Genomic DNA, 15,721 nt, shown 5'->3' with positions numbered 1-15,721 from the left:
AGCCCACCCTGCGGGACGACGGGGTGCGGCACGTCGCCGGCGTCACCTACGCCGTCGCGGTCGGCTACCGGCCGCTGCAGCTGGACCTGTGGGTGCCCTCCGGGCCGCCCGCGCCGGTGGTGGTCTGGGTGCACGGCGGCGGGTTCATGTTCGGCGACCGCCGGTACCTGCCGGAGACGCTGCGGCCCGACCAGCTCTTCCAGGCGCTGGTCGACGCGGGCCTGGCCGTCGCCACCATCGACTACCGGCACGCGCTCGAGGCGCCGTTCCCGGCGCAGCTGCACGACGCCAAGGCCGCCGTCCGTTACCTGCGGGCGCACGCCGACGAACTCGGCATCTCCACCGAGCGGATGGCGGTCGCCGGTGAGTCGGCGGGCGCGCACATCGCCGCCCTCGTCGGACTGACCGCGCACCGTCCCGACCTGGAGGGCACTCACGGGGTCGTCGGCCCATCCAGCGCGGTGGACGTCGTCGTCGACTGGTACGGCCCGGCCGACCTGACGACCATGCCGCGGATGGAGCTGCCGCCGCAGATCGCGGCGAAGCTGCCGCCGGAGATGGCCACACCGCCGGAGGAGCACCTGACCCGCGGGCTCACGGGCGCCGCGCTGGCCGATGCCAGCCCCATCACCCATGTGACGCCGGCCTCGCCCCCGTTCCTGCTGGTGCACGGCACCGCCGACTGGGTGGTGCCCTACGCGCAGAGCGAGCAGCTGCACGCCGCGCTGACCGCCGCGGGGGTCGAGGCCCGGCTGGTGCCGGTCGAGGGAGCGCAGCACATCTTCGACGGGCACGACGATGTCGATGCCCTCGTCGCGCTGACCGTGGACCACCTGGCGGAGGCGCTGGCATGAGCGACCTGACGGTCGATCCGGTCACGATCGAGCACCACCGTGAGCAGCTGGGCATCGGTGAGACCACGCCCCGGCTGTCGTGGGTCTCCCGCACCGACCTGCCGGACTGGTGCCAGGCGGCGTACGAACTCGAGATCGGCGACTGGACCTCGGGCCGCATCGAGAGCAAGGAGTCGGTGCTCGTGCCGTGGGGCGCGCCGCCGCTGACCAGCCGGGAGCGCCGGACCGTGCGGGTGCGGGTGTGGGGCACCGACAGCGACCAGCCGTCGGCGTGGAGCGAGGACTCGGTCGTCGAGGCCGGCCTGCTCGACCCCGCCGACTGGACGGCGACCCTGGTCCACCCGGTGCTCCCGGCCGACGCCGGTGAGGAGCCGGCCGCGCTGCTCCGCCGCGAGTTCGTGCTCGACCGGCCCGTCGTCCGGGCCCGGCTGTACGCGACCGCGCAGGGTGTCTACGAGGCCGAGCTGAACGGCGCCGTCGTCGGCGACCAGGTGCTCGCCCCCGGCTGGACCAGCTATCGCCACCGGCTGCGGTACCAGACGTACGACGTCACCGACCTGGTCGCCGAGGGCGCCAACGCCATCGGCGTGCACCTGGCCGACGGCTGGTTCGCCGGGTACCTCGGCTTCACCGGCAAGCGGCGTTGGTACGGCGACCGCACCGGCGCGTTCGTGCAGCTGGAGGTCGAGCACCCCGACGGCTCCCGGACGACGGTGAGCAGCGACGGCTCTTGGCGGTCGGCACCCAGCCCGCTGACCCGCGCCGGCCTCTACAAGGGCGAGACGGTCGACTTCACCCGCGCCCTGCCGGGCTGGTCGACGCCGTCGTTCGACGACGCCGACTGGGCGCCCGTCGAGACCGGGTCCCTCGACGTCGGGACGCTGATCGCCCCGACCGGGCCGCCGGTTCGGCGCACCGAGGTCCTGCCCGTGCAGACCATCAGCACGTCGCCGTCCGGCGCGACGCTGGTCGACTTCGGCCAGAACCTGGTCGGCCGGATCCGGTTCTCGCTGCCCGACGCCCCGGCCGGCACCACGATCACCGTCCGACACGCCGAGGTCCTCGAGCACGGCGAGCTGGGCACCCGGCCGCTGCGGGCCGCCGACGCCACGGACGTGGTGGTGTTCGACGGCACCGGCCCGCGGACGTGGGAGCCGCGCTTCACCTTCCACGGCTTCCGCTACGCCGAGGTCTCCGGCTGGCCGGGCGAGCTCACGCCGGACGCGCTCGAGGCCGTCGTCGTGCACACCGACCTGCGGCGCACCGGCACGTTCGCCTGCTCCGACCCCGACGTCGAGCGGCTGCACGAGAACGTCGTGTGGGGGATGCGCGGCAACTTCCTCGACGTCCCGACCGACTGCCCACAGCGTGACGAGCGGCTGGGTTGGACCGGTGACCTGCAGGTGTTCGCGCCCACCGCGTCGTTCCTCTACGACACCGCCGGCATGCTCCGCTCCTGGCTGACCGACCTGGCTGTCGAGCAGCTGACCGACCACGGCGGCCTCGTGCCGATGTACGTCCCGTTCCTGGAGCTGATGCCGTTCCCGCAGCAGGCCGAGGTCGGCTGGGGCGACGCCGCCGTCGTCGTCCCGTGGGTGCTGTACCAGCGCACCGGGGACGCGGACGTGCTGGCCGCCCAGTGGGACTCGATGACCGCCTGGATGGACGTCTTCGCGGCGCGGGCCGGCGCCGACCTGGACTTCCCCGAGGGCGGGTTCTCCTTCGGTGACTGGCTGGACGCCGCCGCGCCGCCGGACGACCCGGCCGCGGCACGGACGCCCTGGCAGTGCGTGGCGACCGCCTACCTGGCCCGCTCGGCGCGCACCGTCGCGCAGGCGGCCGAGGTGCTCGGCCGGGACGGCGCCCGGTTCGCCGACCTCGCCGAGCGGGCCGCCGAGCGGTTCCGCGGGGAGTACGTGACGCCGAGCGGGCGGGTGTCCTACCCCTCGCAGACCGCCTACTCGCTGGCCCTGGAGTTCGACCTGCTGACGCCCGCGCAGCGGGGGCACGCCGGGCAGTTGCTGGCCGAGCAGGTGCTCAAGGACGGGTTCCACATCGCGTCGGGCTTCCTCGGCACGCCGCTGGTGACTGACGCGCTGACCGACGCCGGCGAGCTGGCCACCGCCTACGAGCTGCTGCTGCAGCGCGAGAACCCGTCGTGGCTGTACCCGGTGACGATGGGCGCGACGACGATCTGGGAGCGCTGGGACTCGATGCTCCCCGACGGCTCGATCAACCCCGGCGACATGACGTCGTTCAACCACTACGCCCTCGGCTCGGTCGCCGACTGGTTGCACCGCACCGTTGCCGGCCTCGCGCCAGCGGCGCCGGGCTACCGGCGGCTGCGCTTCGCGCCGCAGCCGGGCCCGGGCATCACCTCGGCGGCGGCCACGCACGAGACCCCGTACGGGACGGCGGCCCTGTCCTGGTCGCTGGACGGGACGGCGTTCACGCTGGACGTCACCGTGCCGCCGAACACCACGGCGGAGGTGGCCCTGCCCGACGGGAGTGGCCTGGTGGAGGCCGGCTCGGGCCGGCACCGCTTCGACTGCACCATAGCGGCGCCGACCCGGGTCGAACTGCCGGTCAACCCGTTCCTCGGTGGGCACGAGTGACGCTCACGCCCGTCGTCCCGGGCTTCCACCCGGACCCGAGCATCTGCCGGGTCGGCGACACCTACTGGATGGTGCACTCCAGCTTCGAGTACGCCCCCGGTGTGCCGCTCTTCCGGTCGACCGACCTGCTCTCCTGGGAGCAGGTCGGGCACGTGCTGGCCCGGCCGCCGCAGCTCGACGTCTCGGCCGCCCCCGGGTCGGGTGGCATCACGGCGTGCACGATCCGCCACCACGACGGCCGGTTCTGGATGATCACCACCAATCTCGCCGACGGTGGCTGGCAGACGCTGGTCACCGCCGATGACCCGCTGGGGGAGTGGTCGGAGCCGGTGCGGCTTCCCGAGGTGCGCGGCATCGACCCCGACCTGGCCTGGGACGACGACGGCACCCTGCTGGTCAGCTACGCCGGGTTCGGCGCGGGTGGCCCGGCCGGGCTGGTGCAGCAGGCCGTCGACCCGGTCACCGGCGCGGCGCTCACCGAGCGACAGCACCTCTGGCAGGGCACCGGCGGCCGGTTCCCCGAGGGCCCGCACCTGTACCGGGTGGGCGAGTGGTGGTACCTGCTGATCGCCGAGGGCGGCACCGAGCGCGGCCACGCCGTGACGATCGCCCGCGGGCCCTCGCCGTCCGGGCCGTGGGAAGCGGGCCCGGGCAACCCGCTGCTCACCCACCGAGGCGTCGAGTCGCCGGTGCAAAACACCGGCCACGCCGACCTGGTCCAGCGACCCGACGGCAGCTGGGCGATCGTCTTCCACGGTGTCCGGATCCGCGGCACCAGCCCCCAGTTCCACGTCCTCGGCCGGGAGACCTTCGCCGCCGAGGTCGAGTGGGTCGACGGCTGGCCGCGGCTGGGTGCCTGGCTCGCGCCGGCCGCCGGCCCCGTGTCGATCGAGGAGCTGACCGGCGACGAGCTGCCGGTCTCCTGGGTCTCGCCCCGCCGGTTCCCGGCCGACGTCTTGACCCGCACCGACGGTGGCTGGCGGCTCGAGGCCGTGGACGCCCACCCGGCGTCGGACGACCCCACATCCGAGGACCGGGCCTTCGTGGGCCGCCGGCAGGAGCACCTGACCTGCTCGGTGCGGGCGGTGGTGGACGCGAGCGGGGGCGTCGGCGGGCTGTCGATGCGGATGGACGGCCGGCACCACCTCGACCTGGAGCTGTCCGGTGGGACGGTGCGGGCGGTGGCCCAGGTCGGCGGGCTGCGCTCGGTGCTCGGCTCGGCCGACGTCCCGGCCGGTGACGTGACCCTGGAGATCCGCGCGGTGCCGGACGAGGGCCACTTCTCCTCGACCGCGCTCGGTCCGGACCAGCTGCTGGCCGGCGTCGTCGTGGACGGGGAGTTCACCGAGCTCGGCCGGCTGGACGGCCGCTACGTCTCCACCGAGGTCGCCGGCGGGATGACCGGCCGGCTGGCCGGCGTCTGGTGCTCGTCGGGTTCTCTCATCGTCCGCTCGTCCACCTACTCCGGGAAGGACACCTCATGAGCTTGCGGATCGCGGAACGCTGCCGGGTCGTCATCGACAACGACTGGGCCGGCGACCCGGACGGGCTGGTGGCACTGGCCCACCACCTGCTCAGCCCGGCAAACCGGGTGGTGGCGGTGACCGGCTCGCAGAACAGCCCTGTCTTCGGCCCGCCCGCGGGCACGGCCGCCGCCGGCGCGCGGCTCGCCCAGGAGCTCGTCGACCTGGTCGGCACCCACCGGCCGGTCGTGGCCGCCGGGTGCGACGTCCCGATCGGCGGGGGCGACACCACGTCGGCCGCCGCGGACGCCATCGTCGCCGAGGCGCGGCGGGCCGACCCGCTGCCGCTCTTCCTGGTCTGCGCCGGCCCCCTGACCAACGTCGCCCAGGCGCTGCGGCAGGCCCCGGACATCGCCGGGCGGCTGACCTTGGTGTGGATCGGCGGGTCGCTGGACCCCGACGCGGACGAGTACAACCGGGACACCGACCTCCAGGCGGCCGAGGAGGTGCTGGGTCGGGGCGAGCTCCCGGTCTGGCAGTTCCCGCTGGAGACCTACCGCCGGTGCTCGTACTCGGTCGCCGAGCTGGAGCACGACCTTGGCGGCGCCGGACGGCTGGGCGCGTGGCTCTGGCAGCGCTTCCTCGAGCTGCCGCTGCCCGACTTCGTGCAGCTCGGCGAGGTGTGGCCGCTGGGTGACAGCCCGCCGGTCCTGGTCACCGCGCTGGACGACGCCTCCAGCACGTGGACCGGCTCGCCGACCCGCCGGGTCTACACCGACGTCGACGTCCGGCTGCTGGTCGCCGACCTGCTCGCCCGGCTGCGGCTGCACGAGCGCCGCACCGGCTGAGCCGGGGGCCGGGTCAGAGCGTGGTCATGCCCCCGTCGACGGCGAACGTCGCGCCGGTGGCGAAGGCCGACTCGTCGCTGGCGAGGAACACCATCACGCCCTCGAGGTCGCGGGTCGTGCCGGCCCGCCCCATCGGGATCCGGCCGACGATCGCGGCCCGCGCCTCGGGATCGTCGGTGATGGTGCTGACCAGACCGGTCTCGGTGTAGGGCGGGACGACGCTGTTCACCCGGATGCCGCGGCGGGCGTAGGCAGCGGCGACCGTGCGGCCCAGCCCGAGCATGCCGGCCTTCGACGAGGCGTAGGCGGTGAACTCCGCGCCCTCGCCGCGGATCGCGGTGGGGCTGCCGGTGAGCACGATCGACCCGCCACCGACGGTCAGCATGGCCCGCACGGCGTGCTTGATGGTCAGGAACGCGCCGGTCAGGTTCACGTCGTGGGTGCGCCGCCAGACGTCGAGGTCCAGGTCGGCGATCTCGGCGTCCTGCCCGAACAGCTGGACGCCGGCGTTGACGACCACGACGTCGGGGACCCAGCCGGCCTCGGCCAGCTCGGCGAAACCGTCGGCCACGCTGTCCTCGTCGGTGACGTCCATGCGCACCGCCCGCCCGCCCGACGCCGTGGCGGCCGCCTCGGCGCCGGCGGCGTCGCGGTCGGCGTAGGCGACCTGTGCTCCCTCGGCGACGAACCTGTCGGCCACTGCTCGGCCGATGCCGGCCGCAGCCCCGGTGACCAGCGCCGTCTTCCCTGCCAGTCGTCCACTCACGTCGGCAGTCTGGCGGGCGTCGCGATCCGTCGGAGACCTGCTGCCATCCACCGGCACACCGGTGTCGCCGGGACGTGCGGATCGCGGAGGATCGGTCCGCGGGCTCTGGCGGCGACCCAGCGGACGGCCGGTCGCCTCGAGCCGGGACCCGCGTCAGCATGGGGCGCTCCAGCCAGGACGCCATCCGTCGCGTGCTTCCCTCTCGTGCCCTCGATGGAAGGACGGCCATGCGCCGCACCCCGTTCACCGCCGGCTGGTCGACCCGCCGGCACGCCAATTCCTTCGCCGAGATCGTCGGTGCCGCCGCACCCTGGCAGGACGTGACGCTGCCGCACGACGCGACCCTGGGGCAGCCGCGCGACGCGGCGCACGGCGCCGCGTCCGGCTACTTCCCGGGCGGCGTGCACGAGTACCGGAAGCTCTTCGACGTCCCCGCCGAGGCCGCCGGACAGCGCTGGCTGCTGGAGTTCGAGGCGGTCTACCGCTCGGCCATGGTCTACGTCAACGGCGCGCTGGCCGGGCACTGGGCCACGGGCTACACCGGCTTTGCCGTCGCCCTCGACGACCACCTGCGGTACGGCGAGCAGAACGAGGTCCGGGTGGTCTGCCGCTCCTCCGCCGACTCCCGGTGGTACGCCGGTGCCGGCATCACCCGGCCGGTGCACCTCGTCGTCGGCCCGCTGCTGCACGTCGCCCGGGACGGCGTCCGGGTCACCACCGTGGACGCCGACCGCGACCTCGCCGTCGTCGAGGTGGTGACCACCGTCGAGAACGACCGGCCCCGGATGGCGACGGTGGAGGCGGTCACCGAACTGCGCGGCCCCGACGGCGACGTGGTGGCTCGTGACCGGGCGCCGGTGAGCGTGCGTCCAGGCCAGCCGGCGGTGGTGCGGCAGCGGCTGGTCGTGCCGGACCCGGCGCTGTGGGGGCCGGACTCCCCGTCGCTGTACACCGCGACCGTGACGCTGCACGAGGGCAACGGACCGGTCGACGACGAGACGGTCACGGTGGGCATCCGCACGCTCTCCGTCGATCCGGTCCGCGGCCTGCGGGTCAACGGTGAGCCGGTGCTGCTCCGGGGCGCCTGCATCCACTCCGACAACGGGGTGCTGGGCGCGGCGACCGTCGACCGGGCCGACGAGCGCCGGATCGAGCTGCTGCAGGCCGCCGGGTTCAACGCGGTCCGCAGCTCGCACAACCCCATCAGCCGCGCGGCCCTGGAGGCCTGCGACCGGCTCGGTGTCCTGGTCATGGACGAGCTCACCGACATGTGGACCGAGAGCAAGTCCGACTTCGACGCCGCCCTGGACTTCCCGGAGTGGTGGCAGCGCGACGTCGCGGCGATGGTGGCCAAGGACGTGAACCACCCCAGCGTCGTCCTGTACTCGATCGGCAACGAGATCCCCGAGGTCGGCACCCCGCACGGCGCGCTGTGGTCGCGGCGGCTGGCCGAGGAGGTGCGCCGGCTCGACCCGACCCGGCTGGTCACCAACGGGGTGAACGGTGCCCTCGCGGTCATCGGTGAGGCGACGGCCGACCTCGCGGCCGCCGAGGGCGGCATCAACACGATGCTGTCGAACATGGGCGGCTTCATGCGGGAGCTGTCCGGCTCCGAGCTGGTCGGCCGGCGCACCGCGGAGTCCTTCGCCGTGCTCGACGTGGCCGGCATGAACTACATGGACGCCCGCTACGAGACCGACCGGGCGACCTTCCCGAACCGGGTCGTCGTGGGCAGCGAGACCTTCGCCGCCGAGATCGACCGGCTGTGGCGGCTCGTGCAGGACAACCCGCACGTCATCGGCGACTTCACCTGGACCGGGTGGGACTACCTCGGCGAGGCCGGCATCGGTCGGACGTCGGACGTCGAGGACCCGGACGCACGCGGTCTGGCCGGCCCCTACCCGTGGCTGCTCGCCTGGTGCGGCGACATCGACGTCACCGGCCACCGCCGGCCGGCGTCCTACTACCGGGAGATCGTGTTCGGCCGGCGCAGCGACCCCTACCTCGCGGTCGTGCGGCCCGAGCGGTCGGGCCGGGAGACCACGGCGCCGCCGTGGGCGTGGACCGACTCGGTGGGCAGCTGGAGCTTCGCCGGTGCAGCGGGCACACCCTTGACCGTCGAGGTCTACAGCGACGCCGAGGAGGTCGAGCTGCTGCTCGACGGGCGCTCGCTGGGCACCGCCAAGGCAGGGGAGGCCCAGCGGTTCCGGGCGCAGTTCGAGGTGCCCTACGCCCCCGGCGAGCTGACCGCGGTCGGCCGCAGCGGCGGTGCCGAGACCGGCCGGTGCTCGCTCCGGTCGGCGTCCGGGCCGGTGCAGCTGACGGCGGTCGCCGACCGCGGCGTCATCCGGGCCGGCGACGCCGACCTGGCGTACGTGGACCTCGCGCTCACCGACGCCGAGGGCACGGTGTTCCTGGGGCGGGACCGCGAGGTGACCGTGTCCGTGGACGGGCCGGGAGCGCTCGCCGGGTTCGGCAGCGCCGCGCCGGCGACCGAGGAGTCCTACCTCGACGCTGTGCACACCACCTTCGACGGCCGCGCGCTCGCCGTCGTCCGGCCCGCCGGCCCCGGTGTGATCACCCTGACCGCCGTGGCGGACGGGTGCGCGCCGGTGACCGTCTCCGTGGAGGCACGATGACCACCGGCATGCCCGTCCGTCCCAACCCGTTGATCCCGGGCTTCAACCCCGATCCCAGCGTGGTGTTCGCCGACGGCGCCTACTTCCTGGTCACGTCCACGTTCGAGTACCTGCCCGGGATGCCGGTGTACCGCAGCACCGACCTGGTGGAGTGGACGCACATCGGCAACGTCGCCACCCGCCCCGAGCAGGTGGAGATCCAGGGCGTCGTCACCGGCTGCGGCGTGTGGGCACCCACGATCCGGTACCGCGACGGCGTCTTCCACGTGATCGTCACCGTCGCGATGAGCCCGCGCGGCTGCGTGGTGTTCACCGCCACCGACCCGGCCGGCCTGTGGAGCGACGGGACGACGATCGACGGGATCGACGGCATCGACCCCGACCTGGCCTGGGACGACGACGGCACTGCCTACGTCACCTACTCCGGTCTGGGCACGACGGGGGAGGACATCGGGGCCCACCACGGCATCCAGCAGGTCCGCGTCGACCTGGACACCGGCACGGCGCTGGAGCCGCCCCGGTCGCTGTGGTCGGGGACCGGCTCGATGTTCCCGGAAGCCCCGCACCTGCACCGGCGCGGTGACTGGTGGTACCTGATGATCGCCGAGGGTGGCACCGAGCGCGGTCACGCCGTCAGCGTCGCCCGCAGCCGTTCTCCGCAGGGGCCGTTCGAGCCGTGTCCGGCCAACCCGGTGCTCACCGCCCGCGGCACCAAGCGGCCGGTCCAGAACACCGGCCACGCCGACCTGGTCGCCACCCCCGACGGCGGCTCGGCGCTGGTCCTCCTCGGCGTCCGGCCGCTGGGTCTGACCCGCGCGTTCTCCCCGCTGGGTCGGGAGACCTTCCTGACCGACGTCGAGTGGGTCGACGACTGGCCGCTGCCGGCTCCGCTCGAGCTCGCGCCCCGCCTGGGCGTGGAGGAGGTCGTCTTCGACTTCACCGACCCGGCTGCGCTGGATGACCCGGGGTGGCTGGGGGTCCGCCGGACTCCGGCCGACGTCGCTTCGCTGACCGCCACGCCCGGGCGGCTCGCCATCACCGGGAACGGCTCGACGCTGGACGCGACCGCCCCCTGCTTCCTGGGGCGCCGGCAGCGGCACCTGACCGCCACCATCTCGACCCGGGTGGACGCCAGCCGCGGCACCGGGGGGCTCGCCGCGCGGTACTCCGAGGCCCAGCACCTCGAGCTCGAGGCCCGCGGTCACGGCGATCACGTCACCGTGACCGCACGAGCTGTCGTCACCGGCCTCACCCAGACCTGGGAGCACACCTTCCCCGCCGGCGAGGTGGAGCTGCGGATGGAGATGTCCCCACCCCCGACCGGATTCGACCCGAAGGCGCTCGGCGGCGACCGCATCCGGCTGACCGCGGTCAGCGGGGACGACGAGGTGCAGCTGACCGAACTCGACGGCCGGCACTGGACCGCCGAGGCCGCGGTGTCCTTCACCGGTCGCGTCCTCGGGCTGTACGCCGTCGACGGGACGGTCACCTTCGCCGAGCTGGGGTACGCGGGCTCGGAGCAGTAGCCGTGGTGAGACGGGCGACGTCGACCGGACCGGCCTCGGTGTCGTCGCCGACGGGGGCGACCCGGTAGCGCGCGGATCGTGGCGCTCCTGCGGTTCCCGGCGGAACGCCGGGTCAGAACGGTGGCGGGTCGTCATCGCGTGGTCGGGTCTGCGGCAGCCGGGGAAGGCGCACCTTCCCGGGCAGCCGCAGCTCGGCGCTCAGGTCGTCGTACGGCGCAGGTGTCACGAGGGCACTGTGACCCGCGGCATCCCCGGAGCCGAGTGCGTTGCCGGTCAATGGCAGCGGCTTCACCGGGACACGGAGCAGTCGGCAGGATCGGGGAGTGACCGCCACCACCCCGCCGGACCCGACCGCGCTGCCCCTCGAGCGGAAGGTGCAGCTCCTCTCCGGCCAGGACTTCTGGTCCACCCCGCCGGTCGAGGAGGCCGGGCTGCCGTCGGTCGTGCTCACCGACGGGCCGCACGGCGTCCGCCGCCAGCAGGGCGACCTCGACCGGATCGGGCTGCTGGAGAGCGTCCCGGCCACCTGCTTCCCGCCCGCGGTCGCCGTCGGCTCCAGCTGGGACCCCGAGGTGGCCGAGCGGATCGGTGCCGCGGTCGGCGTCGAGGCCCGGGCGATCGGGGTCCCCGTCGTCCTGGGCCCGGGGGTGAACATCAAGCGGTCGCCGCTGGGCGGGCGCAACTTCGAGTACTACTCCGAGGACCCGCTGCTGGCAGGCGTGCTCGGCGCCGCCCACGTGCGCGGCCAGCAGGGCGAGGGCGTCGGCGCCTCGGTGAAGCACTTCGCGGCCAACAACCAGGAGACCCAGCGCATGCAGGTCAGCGCCGACGTCGACGAGCGGACGCTGCGCGAGATCTACCTGCCGGCCTTCGAGCGGGTGGTCACCGGGTCCCGGCCGGCCACCGTGATGTGCGCCTACAACAAGGTCAACGGCGTCTACGCCTCCCAGCACCACTGGCTGCTCACCGAGGTGCTCCGCGAGGAGTGGGGCTTCCGCGGCGTCGTCGTCTCCGACTGGGGCGCGGTCGACGACCGGGTGGCGGCGCTGGAGGCCGGGCTGGACCTGCAGATGCCCGGCGACTCCGGCGCCGGCAACGCCCTCGTCGTCGACGCCGTCCGGGCCGGCCGGCTGGACGAGGCGGTCGTCGACCGCAGCGTCCGGCGGGTCGCCGCCCTCGCCGGGCTGGTGGGCGAACCCACGGCCGGCTTCGACGCCGATGCCCACCACGCGCTGGCCCGCGAACTCGCCGCCGGCTGCGCCGTGCTGCTGAAGAACGACGGCAGCACCCTGCCGCTGGCCGCCGGCGCCCGGGTCACCGTGGTCGGCGAGTTCGCCCGCACCCCGCGCTTCCAGGGCGGCGGCAGCTCGCACGTCAACGCCACCCGGGTCGACGACGCGCTCACCGCCCTCCAGCAGTCGGTCGAGGTGACCTTCGCCCCCGGGTTCACCCTCGACGGCTCCGGGGACGCGGCGGCACTGCGCGAGGAGGCGCTCGCCGCCGCCCGCGGCGCCGAGGTCACCGTCGTCTTCGCCGGGCTGGCCGAGTCCGACGAGTCCGAGGGCTTCGACCGCACCACCCTGGACCTGCCCGCCGCCCAGGTCGACCTGATCCGGGCCGTGGCCGCGGTCAGCCTGCGCACCGTCGTCGTCCTCTCCGCCGGCAGCGTCGTCTCCCTGGAGGGCTGGCACGACGACGTCGACGCCGTGCTGGCCGGCTTCCTGCTCGGCCAGGCCGGCGGCAGCGCGCTCGCCGACCTGCTCACCGGCGCGGTCGACCCCTCCGGCCGGCTGGCCGAGACGATCCCGCTCCGGCTGCAGGACACCCCGTCGTACCTGAACTTCCCCGGCGAGCAGGGGCACGTCCGCTACGGCGAGGGCGTGATGGTCGGCTACCGGCACTTCGAGACCGCCGAGCAGCCGGTGCGGTACCCGTTCGGCCACGGGCTCAGCTTCACCACGTTCGAGACCGCCGACCTGCAGGTCCGCACCCGAGGTGCCGACGGCGCGACGGTCACCGGAACGGTGACCAACACCGGCGAGCGGGCCGGCCGGCACGTGGTGCAGGTCTACGTCGCCACGACCGCCGGCCCGGTCCGCCGCCCGGCCCGGGAGCTGCGGGCGTTCACCAAGGTGTCCCTCGCCGCCGGCGAGTCGACGACGGTGGCGTTCGAGCTGGACCGCCGGGCCTTCGCCTACTGGGACGTCCGGGAGCACGACTGGGTCGTCGCGCCGGGGGAGTACACGGTGCAGGTCGGCGCCAGCGCCGCCGACGTCCTCGACGAGCGGACCGTGACGCTGGCGGGCGACGACCTCGTGCCGGAGCTGACGATGCAGTCCTCCGTCGCCGAGTGGTTCGCCCACCCGGTGGCCGGCCCGCAGCTGCTCGAGGGCTTCCTGGCGACGATGCCCGACGGCGCGGCGGAGATGCACGAGGGGATGCTGCAGATGATCGGGTCCATGCCGATGCGCCGGTTCACGGCCGACTTCGGCTCCGCCATCCCCGCCGCGGAGCTCGACCGGCTGATGGCGGCCGCGGAGGCGGCCCGGTGACCACCTACGTCGCCCTGGGCAGCTCGTTCGCCGCCGGCCCCGGCGTCGACCCGATCGTCGTCCCGGCCTGCGGCCGGTCGGCGCGCAACTACCCGGCCCTCGCCGCCGAACGGCTCGGGTACGACCTGGTCGACGTCACCTCCGGGGGCGCGACCGTGGACGACGTCCTCAGCCGGCCGCAGCCGCTGCTGACCGGCGGCAGCGTTCCCCCGCAGCTGGACGCGCTGGTGCCGGACGCCGACCTGGTCACCGTGACCGTCGGCGGCAACGACGTCGACTACCTGCTGACCCTGCTGCGCTGCTCGTACCGCGCCGACCCGGCCGGTGCGCCCGAGGCGGCCGGGGCGTTCTTCGGGACGTCGATCGACGCCGCCGCCGTCGACGCGGCGCTGGCCGCGCTGCCGGCCCGGTTGGCCGGGCTGGTCGACGCCGTCCGGCAGCGCGCGCCGCGGGCGCGGGTCGTCCTCGTCGACTACGTCACCGTGGTGCCCGAGCAGGGCACCGCCGCGTTCCCGATGAGCGAGGAGCACCGGGTGCTGTGCGCCGGGATCGGCCGGCGGCTGGAGGCGGCCACCGCCACGGCCGCCCGGGACGCCGGAGCGGAGCTGGTGGCCGCCTCGGCGGTGTCCCGGGAGCACGCGGTCGGCTCGGGCGACCCGTGGCTCACCGGCTGGGAGTTCGGCGACCTGCTCGCCGGCGGCGTCGCGCCCTACCACCCGAACGCCGCCGGCATGCGCGCCGTCGCCGACCTGCTGGTCGCGCACCTCAGCTGACGACGGCGGGTGGCGCCTCCGACGTCCCGGTCGTGGCGGCCGGCTGGTCGGCGACGAGGGTGACCGGCGGGACGACGGGGAGGTCCTCCTCGCGCTCCACCGCCTCGCCGCGGGCCACCATGCCGGCCACGTCGGACAGCGGCACCTCGCGCAGCGCGAAGGCCAGCAGCAGCGCCACCACGAGGATCGGCACCAGGTACCAGAACACCGGCGCCAGGGCGTCGGCGTAGGCGTCCACGATCGCGGTGCGCAGCGGCTCCCCGGCGGCCTGCACGGCGGAGGGCACGAGGGTCTCCGGTGAGGTGATCCCGGCCCGCACCGCCTGCTCAGCGTTGCCGGACAGCGCGGAGGTCAGGCTGTCGGCCAGCCGGCTGGTGAACAGCGTGCCGAACACCGCGACGCCGAGCGTGGCGCCGACCTCGCGGAAGTAGTTGTTCGTCGAGGTCGCGGTGCCGATCTGCCCGGCCGGGACGGCGTTCTGGGCGGCGAGCACGACGTTCTGCATGATCAGCCCCAGGCCGGCCCCGAGCAGGAAGAACATCGCGCCGACGGTCCACAGCGAGGTGCCGCCGGACAGCGTGGTCATCCAGAGCATCGCGGCCAGGATCAGCGCCACCCCGGCGACGGTGAACACCTTGTACCGGCCGGTCCGCTGGATGAGGCCGGCCGAGCCCTGGATGGTCAGGATGATGCCGGCGGTCATCGGCAGCATGAGCAGGCCCGAGTTCGCCGCCGACAGCCCCGAGCTCATCTGCAGGTAGGTCGGCATGAACGCGATCGCGGCGAACATGCCGAGACCCACCGCCATGCCCAGCGCGGTCGCGACGACGAAGGTCGGGTTGCGGAACAGCGACAGCGGGACGATCGGCTCGACCGCGCGCCGCTCCACGAGCACGAAGACCAGCACCGAGACGACGAAGGCGGCGATGGACAGCAGCGTCCGCGGCGCACCCCAGCCGTCGCTCCCGCCGAAGTCGGTGAACAGGACCAGCGAGGTCGTCGTCGCCGACAGCGCGACGATGCCGAAGTGGTCCAGCGGCGTGCTGTTCCGCTTGCGCGGCAGCGTGAGGGCTGACCAGCCGATGCCGAACGCGATCAGGCCGACCGGCACGTTGACCCAGAAGCACCACTGCCAGCCCAGGGCGGCCGAGTCGGTGAAGAAGCCGCCCACCAGCGGGCCGGCCACCGCGGAGAGCCCGAACAGCGCACCGATCGGGCCCATGTACCTGGCCCGCTCCCGGGCCGGGACGATGTCGGCGATGATCGCCTGGGACAGGATCATCAGCCCGCCACCACCGAGGCCCTGCACGCCGCGCCAGACCACGAGCCACCCGAACGACGGCGACAGCGCGGCGCCGAGGCTGGCCACCGTGAACAGCCCGATGGCGATGAGGAACAGGTTCCGGCGGCCCCACAGGTCACCGAACTTGCCGTAGACCGGCATGACCAGCGTGGTCGCCAGCAGGTAGGCGGTGGTCATCCAGGCCATGTGCGAGACGCCGCCGAGGTCGCCGACGATCGTCGGCATGGCGGTCGAGACGATCGTCTGGTCCAGCGCCGCCATGAGCATCCCGGCGATCAGCGCCGAGAAGATGATGTTGATCCGGCGCCGGGTCAGCACGATGACGGGTGCCGTGCTGTCGACCGGCCGGGCGTCGGTGGGCGGGGCCTGCATGGTCGTGCTC

General features: G+C 74.2%; 10 protein-coding genes. 8 read left to right on the top strand and 2 right to left on the bottom strand.

Going from position 1 to position 15,721, the window contains the following annotated elements:
- The 4 genes from FHL80_RS10045 to FHL80_RS10030 all read left to right on the top strand — a co-directional run.
- A partial coding sequence (locus FHL80_RS10045; RefSeq protein ID WP_138733278.1) for an alpha/beta hydrolase fold domain-containing protein occupies positions 1-854 on the top strand: 854 nt, incomplete at its 5' end.
- The gene (locus FHL80_RS10040; RefSeq protein WP_138733277.1) at positions 851-3,469 is read left to right on the top strand and encodes a glycoside hydrolase family 78 protein; all 2,619 of its coding nucleotides are present in this window, start codon (positions 851-853) and stop codon (positions 3,467-3,469) included. The genes FHL80_RS10045 and FHL80_RS10040, both read left to right, overlap by 4 nt.
- A complete protein-coding gene (locus FHL80_RS10035; protein ID WP_138733276.1) occupies positions 3,466-4,953 on the top strand; it encodes a glycoside hydrolase family 43 protein in 1,488 nt (495 codons plus the stop codon). The genes FHL80_RS10040 and FHL80_RS10035 overlap by 4 nt, the downstream gene beginning before the upstream one ends.
- Positions 4,950-5,780 (top strand): nucleoside hydrolase, encoded by an 831-nt coding sequence (locus tag FHL80_RS10030; protein WP_138733275.1) that lies wholly within the window; start codon positions 4,950-4,952, stop codon positions 5,778-5,780. The genes FHL80_RS10035 and FHL80_RS10030 overlap by 4 nt, the downstream gene beginning before the upstream one ends.
- A gap of 13 nt (positions 5,781-5,793) precedes the next feature.
- Here FHL80_RS10030 and FHL80_RS10025 read toward each other — a convergent pair whose 3' ends face one another.
- Entirely contained in the window at positions 5,794-6,546 is a 753-nt protein-coding gene (locus FHL80_RS10025; RefSeq protein ID WP_138733274.1) for an SDR family NAD(P)-dependent oxidoreductase, read from the bottom strand.
- Between the two features lie 227 nt (positions 6,547-6,773).
- Between FHL80_RS10025 and FHL80_RS10020 the strand changes: the two genes are divergently transcribed.
- The 4 genes from FHL80_RS10020 (at position 6,774) to FHL80_RS10005 (ending at position 14,036) form a co-directional block, all read left to right on the top strand.
- Positions 6,774-9,185 carry a glycoside hydrolase family 2 TIM barrel-domain containing protein gene (locus FHL80_RS10020; protein WP_138733273.1) on the top strand — a complete coding sequence of 804 codons (2,412 nt, stop codon included), beginning with the start codon at positions 6,774-6,776 and terminating at the stop codon, positions 9,183-9,185.
- Positions 9,182-10,711, top strand: a complete 1,530-nt coding sequence (locus FHL80_RS10015; protein WP_246078589.1) for a glycoside hydrolase family 43 protein — start codon at positions 9,182-9,184, stop codon at positions 10,709-10,711. Before FHL80_RS10020 ends, FHL80_RS10015 begins: the two co-directional genes overlap by 4 nt.
- Positions 10,712-11,034: 323 nt before the next feature.
- Positions 11,035-13,263: a glycoside hydrolase family 3 C-terminal domain-containing protein gene (locus FHL80_RS10010; RefSeq protein WP_138733272.1), complete on the top strand. Its 2,229-nt coding sequence runs from the start codon at positions 11,035-11,037 to the stop codon at positions 13,261-13,263.
- Complete coding sequence (locus FHL80_RS10005) at positions 13,260-14,036, top strand: SGNH/GDSL hydrolase family protein (protein WP_138733271.1); 777 nt, start codon at positions 13,260-13,262, stop codon at positions 14,034-14,036. The genes FHL80_RS10010 and FHL80_RS10005 overlap by 4 nt, the downstream gene beginning before the upstream one ends.
- On the opposite strand, the gene FHL80_RS10000 is transcribed toward FHL80_RS10005, so the two are convergent.
- Positions 14,029-15,711 (bottom strand): MDR family MFS transporter, encoded by a 1,683-nt coding sequence (locus FHL80_RS10000; protein ID WP_138733270.1) that lies wholly within the window; start codon positions 15,709-15,711, stop codon positions 14,029-14,031. The genes FHL80_RS10005 and FHL80_RS10000 overlap by 8 nt on opposite strands.
- Positions 15,712-15,721: the final 10 nt, after the last annotated feature.

This window comes from Modestobacter excelsi, from assembly GCF_005930495.1.
GTDB classification, from domain to species: domain Bacteria; phylum Actinomycetota; class Actinomycetes; order Mycobacteriales; family Geodermatophilaceae; genus Modestobacter; species Modestobacter excelsi.
The sequence above is the reverse complement of the archived record's forward strand: the minus strand, read 5'-3'. Positions and strand labels throughout refer to the sequence as shown.

Coding starts and splice junctions, on each gene's coding strand:
- FHL80_RS10040 (WP_138733277.1), top strand. CDS start 851: ATGAGCGACCTGACGGTCGATCCGGTCACGATCGAGCACCACCGTGAG.
- FHL80_RS10030 (WP_138733275.1), top strand. CDS start 4,950: ATGAGCTTGCGGATCGCGGAACGCTGCCGGGTCGTCATCGACAACGAC.
- FHL80_RS10020 (WP_138733273.1), top strand. CDS start 6,774: ATGCGCCGCACCCCGTTCACCGCCGGCTGGTCGACCCGCCGGCACGCC.
- FHL80_RS10015 (WP_246078589.1), top strand. CDS start 9,182: ATGACCACCGGCATGCCCGTCCGTCCCAACCCGTTGATCCCGGGCTTC.
- FHL80_RS10000 (WP_138733270.1), bottom strand. CDS start 15,711: ATGCAGGCCCCGCCCACCGACGCCCGGCCGGTCGACAGCACGGCACCC.